Genomic DNA, 16186 nt, shown 5'->3' on the forward strand with positions numbered 1-16186 from the left:
ATCGAAATAAAATCGTGTCAATTTCGAATAGATCGATTCCAATGCAGCCGTTAAGGTAGCGACGCTGTCGAATCCACATCCAGAGCAAGGAGCGTCAATGAACAGATTCCAGACCTTTTCCCGTGTACTTGCCGTTACCGCGGCACTCGCAGTAGTAGCGCCCGCGGTACAGGCGCTGGAGCCACCGGTGACCCAGACCGCAGCCTCCCAGGCGGCCCTGTCGCCCACAGATGCGCTGGCAATGCTGCAGGCGGGCAATGCACGTTTCGTGGCTGGAGAGATGTTGCAGCGGGATCTTTCGGGCCAGGTATCGGCCACCGCGGCGGGCCAGTATCCGCATTCCATAGTGCTGGGCTGCATCGACTCCCGGGTGCCACCCGAACTGGTGTTTGACCAGGGACTCGGCGATATTTTCAGCCCCCGTATCGCCGGCAATGTGGTGACCCCGGAGCTGCTGGGCAGCATGGAGTTCGCGGCCGGCGTTGCCGGGTCCCGTGCGATCGTGGTTCTGGGTCACACCGAGTGTGGCGCAGTCAAAGGTGCCTGTGATGGCGTGGAGTTGGGCAATCTGACCAGCAACCTGGCGCATATTCAGCCCGCAGTGGAGGCGGTTCCCGTCACCGAGGGTCCGCGTAATTCCACGAACACGGCCTGGGTGAATGCCGTGGCGCATGAGAATGTTGCGCAGACGGTGCAGCGTATTCTCACCGACAGCCCGTTACTCAAGCAGCTGGTCGATGAGGGCAAGCTGCAGGTGGTTGGCGCCATGTATGACGTTGCCACCGGCAAGGTCGAATTCCTGTAGCGGACGGCGCAGTGGGCCAGCAGCCCCGCTCCGGCGGTCACGTTGCCGCCCGCGCTTGCGGCGGCTGCAGGTAGGCGATCAGGGTGTCACCCCCGGCGTAGTTGCCGGCGCTCATGAGCGAATCCAGGAACAGGTAAAACAGCTCTGCCTGGGAAGTGACCTCCAGCTTGGCATAGGCGTGCTTGCGGTGCAGCTTCACGGTCTCGACCGAGATGGACAGCTTTTCCGCCAGGGTCTTGGTGCTGTGGCCGTGCAGGACCAGGTTGATGACCTGGGCTTCACGCTCGGTGAGCAGGCTGCTGCCAAACTGGTTGAGGGCGGTGTTGAGCTGCTCGCGCAGGTTGACCGTGTCCTCCTGGTCCGCCGTGACCGCGGGGCGCGCTTGCCAGTGTTGCTGGCACAGCACCTCAATGACCGGCTTCACGGCCGTCAGGGCGGCCACCTGTTGGCGGGTGAAGCGGCTCCTGTCCCCGGTGCGGCCCAGGGCAATATTGATGAATCCGGTGGCGCCGTTGGGCAGCAGGAAGCCGCACTCGTCCTGGTAGCCGCAATTCCGGTACCAGGCCTTGTAGTACTCGCTGTCGCGAAAGCCCGTGGGGGCCAGGTCGCGGAGCTGGAAGACGCCGAAGCGCCGGTCCCGGCTCGCGGCCTGGTAATAGGGGTCCAGCACGAAGGCGCCGGCGACAAAGACGTCCAGGGTGGAGCGGTCAAGCCCCGCCGGAACCTCGAAATATTCGACCACCGGCAGGTCGGTATCCGGATAGACCAGCACCGTGGCATCGTCGATGGGCACCAGGCTTTTCAGCGTGGCCACCAGCTGCGGGGCGAAATCGGCCTGGCCAACCTGTGTGATCAGGCGGGCGAGCTGTTCGTTGTAGCGGGATGGTGTCGGCATGGGATGCTGGGAAACGACTCTTGCGCTGGTTAATTTCGCATCATACCTGCAAAGCGGCCCAATCCAGAAATGCCTGGTTGGCCAGCGAGATGGTGCGCTGCCTGCGCCGGGCCAGCAGCAGCCGGATGCGCGGCTGTTCGGTGAAGGGTACAGAGACAATCCCGGGTTCCTGTTGCGCCAGCATGGCGAGGCCGATGGTGGTGCCCAGGCCCTGTTTCACCATGCGGATCAACAGGGGCAGGAAATTGCTTTGCAGGCGCAGGTCGGGGCTGACCCCATGGGTCGCGCACAGCTCGTCCAGGCGCTTGCGAATGAAGTAGCCGCTCTCGTACACCACCATGGGTGAGTCCTGCAGCTCGGCCACTGGTACGCTGCTGCGCCCGGCCCAGGGATGGTCCCGGGCCATGCACAACACGATCTCTTCGTCGATCAGTGGCACGGTGGCGAAGTCGCCGTCAGCATCCGCGGTGGAACCGCTGATGACGCCGAGTTCGATCTCATCGTCCAGCAGCGATCGCCGGATAAGGTCAGTGCCGGCCTGGGTCACTGCGGTGTGCAGCTGCGGGTGCAGCACCAGGAAGCGGCCCAGTAGATCCGGCAGATAATACGTTGCCAGCATGGAAGGGCAGGCGATGGCCAGCTCTCCCTGCAGCAGGCCCCGCAGGGCGCTGCCGGTCGCCCGCAGGCCTGCCACCTGCTCGAGAATGGCAACCGCCTGCTGCAGCAGGGTGCGCCCCTCCGCGGTCAGGGAAACGCGGCGACCGCCGCGGTCGAACAGGACCAGGCCCAGTTCCTCTTCCAGTTTGCGCACCGCAATGCTGACCGCCGGCTGGGCCATGTGCAGCTGCTCCGCGGCCCGGCTGAAGCTGCCCTGGGCGGCCACTTCGCGGAAGATGTCCAGCTTTCTCAAGTCCATATAAATATATTTAACATATGGAACATATAGAAAACATATATTTTATTAATGAAATGCGCCCTGCTACTGTGGCTGGTACAGATTAATCCGGAGTGAATCCCATGGCACAGGCGAAACAGTGGCAACGGCTCGACTGGCAGGACCCTTTCCTGCTGGAACAGCAACTGACCGACGAGCAGCGGATGGTGCGTGACAGCGCCAGACATTACGCGGTGGGGAAGCTGGCGCCCCGGGTCCGGGATGCATTCCGGGCCGAAGAGACCGACGTCGCGATCTTCCGCGAGATGGGCGAATTGGGGCTGCTGGGCAGCACCATCGACGGTTACGGCTGCCCCGGGGTGGACTACATCAGCTACGGCCTGGTCGCCCGCGAGGTGGAGCGGGTCGACTCCGGCTACCGCTCGATGATGAGCGTGCAGTCCTCCCTGGTGATGTACCCGATCCACGCCTATGGCACCGAGGAGCAGCGGGAAAAATACCTGCCAAAGCTCGCCACTGGCGAGTGGATAGGCTGCTTCGGCCTCACCGAGCCCGACCACGGTTCCGACCCCGGTTCCATGGTCACCCGCGCCCGCAGCGTCGACGGCGGCTACAGTATCAGTGGCGCGAAGATGTGGATTACCAACAGCCCCATTGCCGATGTGTTCGTGGTCTGGGCCAAGACCGACGACGGCAAGATTCGCGGCTTTATCCTGGAACAGGGCATGGCGGGATTGAGCGCGCCGAAGATCGAGGGCAAGCTGGCTCTGCGGGCCTCGGTTACCGGGGAGATCGTCATGCAGGATGTGTTTGTGTCCGAGGACCAGCTGCTGCCCAATGTGGAAGGGCTGAAGGGCCCCTTCGGCTGCCTCAACAACGCCCGCTACGGCATTGCCTGGGGTGCCCTGGGCGCCGCCGAGACCTGCTGGTTTGCCGCTCGCGACTACACCATGGAGCGCACCCAGTTCGGCCGGCCGCTGGCTGCCAACCAGCTGGTCCAGCTCAAGCTGGCGGACATGCAGACCGAGATCAGCCTGGCGCTGCAGGGCTGCTATCGCGCCGGCCAGCTCATGGATGCGGGCCAGATCGCGCCGGAGCTGATTTCCCTGATCAAGCGCAATTCCTGCGGCAAGGCCCTGCATGTCGCTCGCCAGGCACGGGATATGCTGGGCGGCAACGGCATTTCCGACGAGTACCCGGTCATGCGCCACATGGTGAACCTGGAGGTGGTCAACACCTATGAAGGCACCCACGATGTGCACGCGCTGATCCTGGGCCGCACCCAGACCGACATCCCCGCCTTCTAGCATGGGCGCCCTGTCCCAAATCCGGGTGCTGGACCTGTCGCGGGTGCTGGCCGGACCCTGGGCCACCCAGCTCCTGGCGGATCTTGGCGCCGAGGTGATCAAGGTCGAGCGCCCGGACGGAGGTGATGACACCCGGGGCTGGGGCCCGCCCTTCATGGCGGATGCGGACGGCGCGCCGACCGCGGAGTCGGCGTATTTTCTCTGTACCAATCGCGGCAAGCAGTCGCTCTGCGTGGACATCAAGTCCGCGGAGGGTCAGGCAACCCTGCGCGCCCTGGCCGCGGAGTGCGATGTGGTGGTGGAGAATTTCAAGGTCGGCGATGCCGCCCGGTTCGGGCTGGATTACGCGAGTCTCGCGGCCTTGAACCCGGGGCTGGTGTACTGCTCCATCACCGGTTTCGGCCAGACCGGGCCGCTGCGGGACAGGCCCGGTTACGACTTCCTGGTGCAGGCGATGGGCGGCCTGATGAGCGTCACCGGCCAGCCCGACGGCAGCCCCGGTGCGGAACCAATGAAGGTGGGAGTGGCGCTCACGGACATCATGACCGGACTTTACGCCACTATTGGCATCCTGGCCGCGCTCACCGAACGCGACCGTTCCGGGCTGGGCCAGCAAGTGGATCTGGCGCTGCTGGACGTGGCCGCGGCGACCCTGGCCAACCAGGCCAGCAATTATCTGGTCGGTGGCCTCAACCCCGGCCGCCTCGGCAACGCCCACCCCAACATTGTTCCCTACCAGAGCTTTGTTGCCCGCGATGGCCACCTGGTCGTGGCAGTGGGCAATGACGCCCAGTTCCGGCGCTTTGTCGCCGTGCTGGGCAGCCCGGAGCTGGCGGATAACCCGCGTTTCCAGAGTAACCGGCAGCGGGTCCAGCACCGGGAACAGCTGATCCCGCTACTGCAGGCGCGCATGCTGGAACGGGACAAGGCTGACTGGCTCCAGCGCCTGGAGCAGGCGGGTGTGCCGGCCGGCCCGATCAACAGCGTGGCAGAGGTGTTCAATGAGCCCCAGATCCTGGCGCGGGAGATGCGGGTGAACGTACCCCATCCGCTGAATCCTGACCTCGAACTGGTGGGCAACCCGATCAAGCTGTCGCGCACCCCGGTGGCTTATACCGCGGCGCCGCCCACCCTGGGCCAGCACACCGGGTCGTTGCTGGCGGCCTTGCAGGCCTTAGAGAATGGTGGGCTGGCAAGCGTGGTGCCTGATCGGCAATAATCCCCGTTTCCTGATAACGGTGGGCCGCGGATGAAAACCTTTTTCAAAGTCATGCTGATTCTGGGCGTCATTATTGGCGTGGTTCTGCTGGTGCTGGTCAACGGCAAGCAACCGGAGCCATTCCCTCCCGGCTCGGAGAGCGCGTCTCGTCTGCAGCCGGGACCGCTGGCAGTGGCCAGGCTGGATACCCGGTTTGTCGATCCCACCCGCCCGACCGCCGCCAACGGTGACTATGCCGGCCGCGGGGAGCGGCAGCTGGAAGCTAGCGTATGGTATCCGGAAGACCGGGAGTACGGCCCCTATCCGCTGCTGGTGTACAGCCACGGTTTTTCCTCCTCACGCCGGGAGGCGGCCTATCTGGCGCAGCACCTCGCGAGCTTTGGCTATGTGGTGGTGGCCGCGGACTTCCCGCTGACCAGCATGCTTGCGCCCGGTGGGCCGCAGGTGAAGGATGTGGTCAACCAGCCGGAAGATGTCAGTTTCCTGATCGACAGCCTGTTGCAGCTGTCAGCGGATGCCGGTCACACCCTGCACGGTCAAATCGACCCTGAGCGCATCGGCGCCCTGGGCCTGTCGCTGGGCGGGCTAACGACCACGCTGGCGGCTTTTCACCCTGACTTGCGCGATCCAAGGATCAAGGCCGCGCTCTCCATTGCAGGCCCCACCTTTGTCTTCACCCCGGCTTTCTACCGCCATCACAGCCTGCCCTTCCTGATGCTGGCGGGTGATATCGATGCCCTGGTGCCCTACGCCGCCAATGCCGCGCCGGTACCCGAGCGGGTGCCCGGGGGTGAGCTGATCACCCTGCACGCCGGCTCCCATACCGGCTTTGCCGGCCCGGCCGCGGTGATGCGCTGGCTGGACAATCCGGATGTTGTCGGCTGCTGGATAGTTCAGCGCAATGCCGGCGATGCCATGGAGGAGCCCTGGTTCGACCTTATCGGGCCTCCGGAAATGGGTGTGGACTACGCGGCGGAGGCCGATTTGTGCACCCTGGATTCCCTGCCAGTGGCCATGAACACTCTGCGCCAGCAGATGATCACCCGGGTGGCGGTCAGCAGCTTCTTTGAGCGCCAGTTTTCGCGCTCAGCGCCGGGGAGGGCAGCCGCGGCGCGCTATCTGCAGCAGATACTGCCGGCAGAGCTCGACGACGTGACCTACGTGCCGCCCGCGAACTGAGCTCAGAAGGGCAGGCCGTCGTCGATGGCGTGGCCGGCTTCCTCGGGCGTTGCCAGGCCCTTGGTATAGTACTTGCCGTTGACCTCGCCGCGAATTTTACCTGCGTCATCCGCTGTGGCGAAGAACTGCGAGTACCACTGGCGGCCGGTGCGGAAGGGTCCGTCGGTCTTCATCTGCATGATCTTCAGCGCTGGGCGCTTGAATTTCCAGACGTTGAAGTCCGCGCCGAAGGCCTCCAGCGCATTGGCCTGGAACTGCTTGGCGGCCTCCTGGTCGAGGGCGCTGGCGGGCGACTCGGCGCCGCGATACAGCACCGCGTGCCAGCATTTGACCACGCCGTCGTCCACCGGGGTGTTGGCGATCAGTTCGAACATCACCGCGTCGCCGAATACCTGCTTCGACAACAGCAGGCCCGGGCCCGTGTACCAGGTGGTGGTATACAGGTAGGTGTTATACAGCTGCATCGGGCCGCCCTGGCGCTGGATATACACCTGGTCGCGGAACTCGTTCTCGAAATATTCGCAGGGTGCGCCGTGGGTGGGGCCGAGATGACGGCTGTCGGCCATGTTGTCGAGGATCTCCTGGGGATGGATCTCCAGTTCGCCCAGGTGGTCCAGTTCCCACTGCACCCACTGCGGGTCATTCCACTGCTGCAGCAGGGGCGCGTCGTATTCGGGAGGACGGCCGTCCGGGTCATACCAGGCCATCACGCAGCCCATATTGTCCACCACCGGGTAGGAGCGGATAGAGGCGGATTTGGGGTAGGGGCCATCGGCGTAGGGGATGTCATCGACGTCGCCATCACAGCTGTAGCGCCAGCCGTGGTAGGGGCAGCGGATGGAGTCGCCCTCGATCTGCTCGCCGTTCTTCACGATCATGGCGCTGGTGCTGGCGGTCAGGTGGGTGCCCATGTGGGCACAGTAGGCGTCCAGCAGGACCGGTTTGCCGCTTTCGCCGCGGTATAGCGCCAGGTCCTGGCCAAAGAATCGGACCGCCATCGGCCCGGCGTCCAGCTCCTTGCTTTCCGCCACAATGAACCAGCCCCGGGGGAAGGTGTTGGGACCCAGGTTGTATTCAGCTGCTGTTGCCATGATGCGTATCTCCGTTGTGCTCAATTACCCCCAGTATAACGGGCGCGGGCCTTGCGGCCACATCGGGCCGCCGCAGGCGCAGCAGGCAGCATGGCTTGGCTCAACTATTTGGTGTGCGGGTCTGACGGGTTGAGCTCGCGGCTGAATCTGCGCCCGAGATAAACCCCCGTAGCCCCCCAGCAGGCCGCAATAATGGCGCCGATCAGGGCCACCGGAGCCATGCCCAGGCCCAGGCCCTGGGTGAGGCCGGTAAAGGCCCAGGCATTGACCATGTCGCCGCCCCGGTAGACCACGATGTCGATCACCGGTTTGGCCTTGTAGCGGGTCTCCTGGTCGACGGCGGTAAACAGCATTTCGCGCCCGGGCCGGGTGATGGCGAAATTGCCTGCCCGGCGCACGATCTGTATCCCCACCACCACGGCCACTATGGGTGCTGCGGCCAGCAGCAGGAGCCCGCCACAGATCACCGCGGGGACACAGGCAAGGGTGAAGGGCAGCCCCAGGTGGTTGGCAATCCGCCCCGTCGCAAAGGCGGCGATGACTACGGTGAGGGTGTTGACGGCCAGGTCCATGGCGGCCCAGATCTGGGTACGGGTCTCCCGGTCATAGGGCTCCAGCAGGTTTTTCAGCTCGAAGTAGATGAACGAGCTGAGGGACGTGTAGAGCAGAATGAACAGGCCGATGCCCAGCAGGTAGGGGCTGCGCAGGAACTCCGTGAATCCCGCCAGCGGGTTGCCGCCGATATAGTCGAAATCCCGCGCGCCGGCCGCCAGCCCGGCATTGTCGAGATCGGCGATCTTGAGCCGCTGCAGCCAGTAGACCAGCGGCAGGGTGGCAACCAGGGCCGCACTGCCGATCAGCAGCAGCGTGTCGGTGCCCGCTTCCGCCGCCAGCAGGGCAGTAAAGGCCGGGCCGAGCATGGCGCCGACGCTGGCGCCAGCACCGATGAACCCGAACAGGCGTGTGGCCTGGGGTTTGGCCCAGGTGTCCGCCATGAAACTCCAGAATACCGAGATATGGAACAGGCTGAACACGCTGATCCAGACGTAAAATGCCTTGTCCAGCAGCGTGCGCTCGGTCACGGTCTGGATGCCAATAAAGAACAGGACGAAGGTCGCGGCGAAGAAGCCGTACACCGCCGGCACCAGGTGGCGCAGGCGGATCCGGGTCACGGCGTTGCCGTACAGCGACACCGCTATCACGCTGAAGACAAAAGTGAGGGTCCACAGCACGCTGACTTCGGCATCGCTCCAGTCACTGGCCATGGCATCCCGCACCGGGCGCAGGATGTAGTAGGCGGCCATCAGAATCAGCACCAGGCTGAAGGAACCCAGGGTGGCCCGCACCTCCCGCGGGTGGATGTCGCAGGCGAAGTCCAGTCCCCGCTGCAGCAGTGAGGGTTTCTGTTCGCTCACGCCGCCGCCACTACAGGGCGGTAAAGGCGCGCATCATCTCCGCACGCTGCCTGCTGTCCGGCAGCGGGCCGAAGTTGGCCTGCATGTTGTCCTGCATGTGGTGGACCTTGGAGGTGGCGGGAATCAGGTTGGTCACCGCCGGGTGACCCAGGATCCATTTCAGGAAAAACTGGCCCCAGCTGCTGCAGCCGAGTTCCGCGGCGACCGGGGGCAATTCCTGGTCGCGGGTTTTGGCAAACAGGGAACCGCGCTGGTAGGGGCGGTTGATCATGGTGGCGATGCCGCGTTCCTGCGCCAGCGGCAGCAGGGCCTGTTCCGCGGCGCGATCCTCCATGTTGTAGCTGAACTGGACAAAATCCAGCGGCTCCTTGCGCATGATCTCCAACAACTCCTCGTGGTTGCGGCCGTGGGAGGTGGTGATGCCGATATAGCGCACCTTGCCCTCATCCTTCCACGTCTTGAGTGTGGCGAGGTGGGTGCGCCAGTCCTGCAGGTTGTGGATTGCAATCAGGTCGAAGCGCTCTACCGCCATGCGCTCGGCTGAAGTCTGCATCTGGGTGATGCCTTGCTCCCGGCCCGTGGTCCAGACCTTGGTGGCGGCAAAAACCGGTGGCCGCGGCGAGAGTGTGCGCAGGACATCGCCGACTCGTGACTCCGCTTCGCCGTACATTGGCGAGGAATCAATCACCTTGCCGCCGGCGGCGAAGAAAGCCTGCAGGACTGCGCCCAACCGCTGCAGTGCCTCGGAGCTGGCAGGCACGTCGAACGTCTGGGAGGTGCCCATGCCGATGACCGGCAGTAGCTCGCCGGAGCTGGGGATTGGGCGCGTGTTCAGCGCGGGTGCAGGCCCTGGTTGGGTTGCCGAGCCGACCGCGCCTGCGCTCAGCAGTGGCAGGGTGGCGGCGAGCTGGAGAACCTGGCGTCGCTTGAGCATGAGCCGTTCCTCGTTATGGCTGTTCGGGAAGTGTCTCCGGCCGGTTGCGGCAGGTCAAGTGCGCCCTAGCGGCGGGGTGATTCGACACTTCTTTCTATATGGCAATATTTCATGGGAAAACGGGGGAAATTTAGCATATTCTCCGGCAATGATAATTATTACGCTTTCCCGTGTAGTTCGCACTATCGCATTGTTGCTGGCTTGCCTGAGCACTTTCCACGCTGTTGCCGAACACCCTGATCTCCATGTGCGGGAGCGGGTCATTATCGCCGGCTCCGTCACCCTGGGCGATGCGCCCACCCGGCTCGCCGACCAATTGGGCCTTTTTGCTGGCGCCGGTGCCGAGGTGGAGGTGACCTCTTACTCCTCCGGGGCCGCGGCCCTGAACGAGCTGCTGCAGCGCAGGGCGGATTTCGCCCTTACCTCGGCAGCCCCTTTTGCGGCTGCGCTGCTGCAGCAAGAAAAGACAGCGGTGGTCGACGGGGAAGAGCTGGTGGTGCTCGCGCGCATCAGTCGCTCCAACAACACCCATCATGTGGTGGTGGCCTCCGCGGACGCGGATTTCCCGCCGGGGCAGTTGGTGGGTCGTAGAATAGGCGTTATGCCCGGCACCACCTCCGAGTATTTCTGGGCCGGCTATGCGCCGCTGCACGGCATCGCCCAGGCCGATGTGCAGCTCGCCCTGTTGGATGTCGACGCAATGACCGCGGCGCTGCGGGCGCGGGACATTGACGCGGCGGTGGTCTGGGATCCCTGGCCGCGGCGCATTCGGGACGCGCTTGGCGGCGAGTTGGCGCTATTGTCTGACAGCCGCATCGACAGCATGAGCTGGCTGCTGGTTACCCGGCGCCTCATGGTCGAACAGCACCCGCAGCTCTGCGACGGCATCCTGCGGGCGTACCTGCGGGCCGAGGAAATTATTCACGATGACCCCGCCCGGGCCCGGGGGCTGGAGGCGGATGCCAGTGGCCTGTCGCTGGGCTATGTGCAGCGTCTCGCCGGCGATTTCATTTTCAGTCTGGGTCTGGACTGGTCCCTGCTGAGCGAGATCAATCATCACGTGGCCTGGCGCCTGGCGCAGGCGGGCGGGGACAGTGACTTCGTGTTCGCGCCAGAGCGGTACCTGGCGCCAGAGCCCCTTGCCAGGGTGGCGCCAATACGCATGTTGCTGCCGCGCTACTGGCAGCAGGACGCCGCGCGATGATGCTGCGGCGCATCATCCGGGTCTGTCTGGGCGCCAGCGCGCTTGGCGTGGCGGCACTCGGCGTGACCATCGTACTGGCGTGGGGGTCCCTGCGCGAACAGCAGCAGTCGCTGTTGCACATTTACGCCATCCAGCAGCGAATGGCGACCCTGTCCCAGGGCATCAATCACCTGCTGCTGCAGGATCAGCCGGCCTGGAGTGCGCGCGTCCTGGTTGCCGAGGCGCGCCAGCTTGCGTCGGCGATGGGGCTCATCAATTATCGCGATGCGGATGCCGCCAGTCAGTTCCTGCTGGAACTGGAGGGCAATATCGCCGCCATCGCCGAGCTGGCGCAGCAAAAGTTGTCCGCCACGGAGCAGGCATCGGTGCGCCACGCCCAGGGCATCCTGGTCAATCAGGTGAGGGCGCACGAAGCGGGCCTGAACGTCGCCGCCCAGGCCGTGCTCGGCAACCATTACAGCGGCGTTGAGCAGGCGGTCTATCGCGTCATTTTGACTCTGTTCGCGATGGCGCTGGCCCTGGCGGCCCTGTCCCTGGCGGGCTTCGCCCTGCTGTTCCGCCGTATCGACCAGCCCCTGAATGCGCTGAATGAGGGCATTTCGGCTCTGCAGCAGGGGCGGCGTGACCAGCCCATTGTCGTTTCGGCCCGGGATGAATTTGGTGACCTCGCCGAAGGTTTCAACCACATGCTCGGTTCCCTGCGCAACCACGAAGAGACGGTGCAGCAGCAGCAGCGGTCCCTGGCCCTGGCGCTGGCGCAGCAGCAAGCCATTTTGGACACCCTGCCGGCAAATATCGCCTTGCTCGACAGCGACGGCAAGGTGCTGGATACCAACTCCGGCTGGCAGGCGTTTGCCCGCGACAATGATTACCGCGAGGCGGATCAGGGGCGGGAGCGCAATTACCTGGCGGTCTGTGATACTGCCACCGGTGCCGACGCGGAAATCGCCGCGGAGGTGGCAAAGGGTCTGCGCGGGATCCTCAGTGGCGAATCCGGTGCCAACAGCTTCACCCTGACCTACCCCTGCCATTCCCCCGATGAACAGCGCTGGTTCCGACTGATGGCAACCCCGCTGGTGGATGGCGGCCAGCACCGCGGCGCGGTGGTGATGCACATCGATGTCACTGAACGCGAGCTGGCGGAGCTCGCTCTCGAGCGCACCGCCTACGAAGACCCGGTGACCGGGCTGCCATCCAGGGCGGGCTTCGGCAAGCAGCTCCAAGATACTCCATTGCCGGCGAGTCCCGGTGAGGCCTTCTATATCCTGCTTTGCGATGTGCGCAAGCTCAACGACATCAACCAGAACTGCGGGTACCTGGCAGGCGATCACCTGCTGCGGGCGCTGGGCCAGCGCCTTGCGGAGAACCTGGTCTCCGGGGAGCGCATCGGTTCCATGAGCAGCGGTCAGTTTGTCCTGCTCATCGACCACCGTCAGCGCGGCCTGACGACGCCGGGGGAGATCTGGGCCTGGCTCGACACCCTCATCGATCTACCGTTTTTTGTCGACCAACACACACTGTATATCGACCTGACCCTGGGGCTGACCCTCTGCGATAGTTCTGCCCGGGGCCATGAGGAACTGCTGCGTCATGGCCAGCTGGCGCTGCAGACAGCCCGCGAGCGCGGTGAGCGCTGGGTCGCATTCGACCCGGCGCTGGAGAAGCGGGTGCAGGACCGCATCTGGACCACCGTGGGCCTGCGCAATGCGCTGGCGGAACGCCATTTTGAACTGCACTATCAGCCCAAGGTCAATCTGGCGGATGGCCAGGTAACCTCCGCCGAGGCGCTGTTGCGCTGGCGCCACCCTATCCTGGGCTTGCGCCCGCCGGACTCGTTCATTCCGGTGGCCGAGAGCTCCCAGCTCATCGTGCCGATCGGCGAGTGGGTGCTGCGCGAGGCCTGCGAGAGCCTGAGTTTCTGGCAGAAGCAGGGGCTGCATGCGGCCCGTATCGCGGTCAACGTTTCGATGGTGCAGTTTATGCAGTCGGATGTTCCCGCCATGGTATCTCGCATCCTCGACGACGTCGGCATTGATCCCTCCGCGCTGTCCCTGGAGATCACCGAGAGTGTCTTCGAACAGGAGAGCGAGCACCTGCTGCGGCAGATGGAGGCATTGCAGGCACTGGGCGTACGCCTGTCTCTGGACGACTTCGGTACCGGCTTCTCGTCACTCAGCCACCTGCGGCGCTACCCGTTTGACGAGATCAAGATTGATCGCAGTTTCATTCGCGATTGCACCGAGAACAGTCACAGCCGCGGCATCGTCGAGGTGATCATGGGGCTGGCGGCCAACCTGGGCTGCAGCGTCGTCGCCGAGGGTGTGGAGACTGTCGCCCAGCGCGATCTCCTGTTGCAGTTGGGCTGCACTATCGGTCAGGGCTATTTCTACAGCATGCCGCTGACGGGGGAAGACTTTTACTGGCTGCTGTCCAGCAGCAGCCATTTGCCTCTCAACGAGCAAGCGAAAATAACCGAGGTGAAAATATGACAGAACGCGGAGTGACGCTGGCCCCCGGAGGACGCAATGGCTGAACGGGCGATGCAGTTGACCAAGCGCCCTACCCGGATTTCGGGCTTTGACGCGATAAGCCATGGGGGCCTGCCCATGGGCGGGATTACCCTGTTGCAAGGGGATACCGGTACCGGCAAGACCCTGTTTGCCCTGCAGGTGCTCGCCAATGCAGTCGAGGCCGGGGACAGTGGGCTGTTCCTCGCTTTCGAAGAGCGCGCGGTGGATGTATTGCGCAACACCTCCGCTCTGGGCTGGAATCTCGAGCCGCATCTCGACCACCGGCTGTTCGTGATTGACGGGCGCCCGCCCGGCCAGGTCCAGGTGAGCGGCCAGTTCGATATCGGCGGCCTGCTGGCGGTGCTGTCGGCGATGGCCGACAAGGTCGAATTGAGCTGGGTAGTCCTCGACGGCATCGACCAGTTGCTCACCCGCGGCGGCAACCTGCACCGGGTTGACAGCGAACTGGTGCGGCTGCGGGACTGGCTGCGGGACCGGGATGTTACGGTGCTGATGACCGCCAAGGAATCTCCGGAAGGCAACTTCCAGTCCGGCTACCTGGAACAGTTGCGCTTTGAACTTAATACGGTGATCACGCTGTCTTCGCAGTGGTGCGGGCAGCGGGTGAGCCGTCGCCTGCGGATCGCCAAGTATCGGGGTTCGGCACACGTGGCCGACGAGGTGCCGCTGCTGATCGGTGCCGGGGGTGTGGTGCTGCCCTATAGCACGCCGCCGTCAGCGGATCCCGTACCCGCCAGCAGCGAGCGCGTCAGTACCGGGGTCGAGCGTCTGGACATATGCGCTCGGTCGGTATTGAGCTGGGCCCGCACCGGGAGTCTGGCCGGCTGGTCATCGTCGAACGCCGCAGCTGGCAGGCGCTGGCTGAGTCGCACTTTTTCGCTATCATCGAACATCTCGATAGCGAGCAGCCGGACTGCGTGGTTGTCGACCCTCCGTCGGCACTGGCCAAGGCCGGCGGCGATACCAGCTCCTACAACACTATCGAGCGCCTCATGGACCTGTTCAAGGCGCGGGGCATTACCTGTGTGGTGACCTCGCTGATCGAAACCGATGCCCGCACGGACGAGACTTCGGCGGCCCAGGTGTCCACCATCGCCGACACCTGGCTGGCCCTGAACTACCAGATTCACGACGGTGAGCGCAATCGCTCCATGTCGGTGGTGAAGTCCCGCGGTACCGCCCATTCGAACCAGGTGCGGGAGCTGGTGTTGTCCAGCGACGGGATTCACCTGGCGGATGTCTACGCCTTCGGCTCCGGGGTGCTGATGGGCACCGCACGCCTGAATCAGGAGCACGCCGCGGCCCGTGAGCGTGAACTGGCACAGCAGCGGCAGGAGCAGCGGCGCCGCCAGCTCGAACAACAGCTGCATGAATTACGGGCCAGGACCTCGGAGCTGGAAGACGAGCTGGCGGGTGAATCAGCGCTGTTGGCGTCCGACCAGGATCAGGATCGGCGTCAGCAGGATGAAATCCTGCACAGCCGCCATGGCATCGCCAAGGCAGAGCATCAGGGGGGGCAGAAAAAATGATGACCGAACTGGGCGCAAGTACGCGCCGCCTGATGCTGTTCCTCGCCGGCGACTCGCCGGGTTCGCGCCGGGCCCGCAGTAACCTGGCAAAGGTACTCGGCGACTACGATCTGGATGATTCCGCGGTGACCATTGTCAATGTGCTGAGCGAGCCGGTGGTGGCGCTGGACATGAGCGTGTTTGCCACGCCGGCGCTGATCTACGGAGCGGATGAGGCAGAAAGCAGCCTTTACGGCGATCTCTCCGACGCGGAGACCTTGCGCGGCTTCCTGGAAAGCATCTTCGGTGCCCGGGGACAACGCGCCTGAGCTGCCGTGACGGCCCCTAGCTGTTTGCCAGCATCCACTTGCGCAGGCGGTTGGAATCGCCGAATGGGGTGAGTTTGCCGAAGGAATTGAGCAGCACGATCGACACCGGTTCGCCCTCAATAACCGCCTGCATGACCAGGCAGCGGCCCGCCTCATCGAGGTAGCCGGTTTTGCTCAGGCCGATTTCCCAGCTCTGGTTTTTCAGCAGGCGGTTGGTGTTGTTGTAGTTGAGGGCGCCGCGGCCGGCAAAGGGGTAGACCTCCATGCCCGGCGTGGTGCTGGCCTCGGTAATCAACGGGTAGCCGCCTGCGGCGCGCACCATCAGCGCCAGGTCCCGGGCGGTGGACAGGTTGTCGCCGTGCAGGCCTGCCGGATCCGCAAACTGGCTGTTGCGCATGCCCAGCGCTTCCGCTTTCAGATTCATCGCCGTGACAAAAGCCTTGAGCCCGCCCGGATAGGTGCGCCCCAGCGCGCTGGCGGCACGGTTTTCCGAGGACATCAGCGCCAGCAGCAGCATTTCCCGCCGGCTCAGGGTGGCGCCGTAGGCAAGCCGGGAGCCGGTCAGCCGTATCAGGTCGCGGTCGTCCCTGGTCACTGTGATCCGCTCGTCCAGGCCCAATCCCGAATCCAGGATGACCATCGCGGTCATGAGCTTGGTGATGGAGGCAATGGGGCGTACGGTTTCAGTGTCCTTGCCGTAGATGACGTTGCCGGCGGCGTCGAGGACGATGGCGGAGGCCGATTTAAGCCCCGGGTTGCCGTTGAGCTGGGCAAATTTGCCACCGACTGCAGCAAGCCCGGTGACGGGCAACAACAGCATCAGGCACATGGCCCACTGCGACGCTTTCATGTTTCGGTTCCATGGTTATCAAGG

14 protein-coding genes and 1 pseudogene are annotated in these 16186 nt (G+C 64.3%); 9 read left to right on the top strand and 6 right to left on the bottom strand.

What is annotated here, in order from left to right:
• The first annotated feature begins 97 nt into the window (after nucleotides 1-97).
• On the top strand, nucleotides 98-805 hold the full coding sequence (locus Q6D67_RS01400) for a carbonic anhydrase family protein (protein ID WP_304703725.1): 708 nt from the start codon (nucleotides 98-100) through the stop codon (nucleotides 803-805).
• A 37-nt stretch (nucleotides 806-842) separates the two neighbouring features.
• On the opposite strand, the gene Q6D67_RS01405 is transcribed toward Q6D67_RS01400, so the two are convergent.
• Nucleotides 843-1700 carry a helix-turn-helix transcriptional regulator gene (locus Q6D67_RS01405; protein ID WP_304703726.1) on the bottom strand — a complete coding sequence of 286 codons (858 nt, stop codon included), beginning with the start codon at nucleotides 1698-1700 and terminating at the stop codon, nucleotides 843-845.
• Between the two features lie 40 nt (nucleotides 1701-1740).
• On the bottom strand, nucleotides 1741-2616 hold the full coding sequence (locus Q6D67_RS01410) for a LysR family transcriptional regulator (protein WP_304703727.1): 876 nt from the start codon (nucleotides 2614-2616) through the stop codon (nucleotides 1741-1743).
• Nucleotides 2617-2717: 101 nt separating this feature from the next.
• On the opposite strand from Q6D67_RS01410, the gene Q6D67_RS01415 reads away from it, so the two are divergent.
• Genes Q6D67_RS01415 through Q6D67_RS01425 form a run of 3 tightly spaced genes read left to right on the top strand, consistent with a single transcriptional unit; the run spans nucleotide 2718 to nucleotide 6300 of the window.
• On the top strand, nucleotides 2718-3902 hold the full coding sequence (locus Q6D67_RS01415) for an acyl-CoA dehydrogenase (RefSeq protein ID WP_304703728.1): 1185 nt from the start codon (nucleotides 2718-2720) through the stop codon (nucleotides 3900-3902).
• A gap of 1 nt (nucleotide 3903) precedes the next feature.
• The gene (locus Q6D67_RS01420) at nucleotides 3904-5121 is read left to right on the top strand and encodes a CaiB/BaiF CoA-transferase family protein (protein ID WP_304703729.1); all 1218 of its coding nucleotides are present in this window, start codon (nucleotides 3904-3906) and stop codon (nucleotides 5119-5121) included.
• Nucleotides 5122-5151: 30 nt separating this feature from the next.
• A complete protein-coding gene (locus Q6D67_RS01425) occupies nucleotides 5152-6300 on the top strand; it encodes a CocE/NonD family hydrolase (protein ID WP_304703730.1) in 1149 nt (382 codons plus the stop codon).
• Between the two features lie 2 nt (nucleotides 6301-6302).
• Here the strand turns inward: Q6D67_RS01425 and Q6D67_RS01430 are convergent, their stop codons facing one another.
• The 3 genes from Q6D67_RS01430 to Q6D67_RS01440 form a co-directional block, all read right to left on the bottom strand.
• Entirely contained in the window at nucleotides 6303-7391 is a 1089-nt protein-coding gene (locus Q6D67_RS01430; RefSeq protein WP_304703731.1) for a Rieske 2Fe-2S domain-containing protein, read from the bottom strand.
• Between the two features lie 104 nt (nucleotides 7392-7495).
• The gene (locus Q6D67_RS01435) at nucleotides 7496-8806 is read right to left on the bottom strand and encodes an NTP/NDP exchange transporter (protein WP_304703732.1); all 1311 of its coding nucleotides are present in this window, start codon (nucleotides 8804-8806) and stop codon (nucleotides 7496-7498) included.
• Nucleotides 8807-8816: 10 nt separating this feature from the next.
• Nucleotides 8817-9740 carry an aldo/keto reductase gene (locus Q6D67_RS01440; protein ID WP_304703733.1) on the bottom strand — a complete coding sequence of 308 codons (924 nt, stop codon included), beginning with the start codon at nucleotides 9738-9740 and terminating at the stop codon, nucleotides 8817-8819.
• A 148-nt stretch (nucleotides 9741-9888) separates the two neighbouring features.
• Between Q6D67_RS01440 and Q6D67_RS01445 the strand changes: the two genes are divergently transcribed.
• The 5 genes and pseudogenes from Q6D67_RS01445 to Q6D67_RS01465 all read left to right on the top strand — a co-directional run bounded on the left by Q6D67_RS01445 (nucleotide 9889) and on the right by Q6D67_RS01465 (nucleotide 15312).
• Complete coding sequence (locus tag Q6D67_RS01445) at nucleotides 9889-10944, top strand: ABC transporter substrate-binding protein (RefSeq protein WP_304703734.1); 1056 nt, start codon at nucleotides 9889-9891, stop codon at nucleotides 10942-10944.
• Complete coding sequence (locus Q6D67_RS01450; RefSeq protein WP_304703735.1) at nucleotides 10941-13433, top strand: EAL domain-containing protein; 2493 nt, start codon at nucleotides 10941-10943, stop codon at nucleotides 13431-13433. The genes Q6D67_RS01445 and Q6D67_RS01450 overlap by 4 nt, the downstream gene beginning before the upstream one ends.
• 51 nt (nucleotides 13434-13484) lie before the next feature.
• Nucleotides 13485-13958, top strand: a pseudogene (locus Q6D67_RS01455) (ATPase domain-containing protein); the annotation flags it as partial.
• Between the two features lie 293 nt (nucleotides 13959-14251).
• Complete coding sequence (locus Q6D67_RS01460) at nucleotides 14252-15004, top strand: ATPase domain-containing protein (protein WP_304703736.1); 753 nt, start codon at nucleotides 14252-14254, stop codon at nucleotides 15002-15004.
• Complete coding sequence (locus tag Q6D67_RS01465) at nucleotides 15001-15312, top strand: circadian clock KaiB family protein (protein WP_304703737.1); 312 nt, start codon at nucleotides 15001-15003, stop codon at nucleotides 15310-15312. Before Q6D67_RS01460 ends, Q6D67_RS01465 begins: the two co-directional genes overlap by 4 nt.
• A 16-nt stretch (nucleotides 15313-15328) precedes the next feature.
• Here the strand turns inward: Q6D67_RS01465 and pbpG are convergent, their stop codons facing one another.
• Nucleotides 15329-16162, bottom strand: coding sequence for a D-alanyl-D-alanine endopeptidase (pbpG, locus tag Q6D67_RS01470; protein ID WP_304703738.1), 834 nt, complete (start codon nucleotides 16160-16162; stop codon nucleotides 15329-15331).
• Between the last annotated feature and the right edge of the window lie 24 nt (nucleotides 16163-16186).

The sequence above is a fragment of the Haliea sp. E1-2-M8 genome, from assembly GCF_030649675.1.
Taxonomy (GTDB): Bacteria; Pseudomonadota; Gammaproteobacteria; order Pseudomonadales; family Halieaceae; genus Haliea.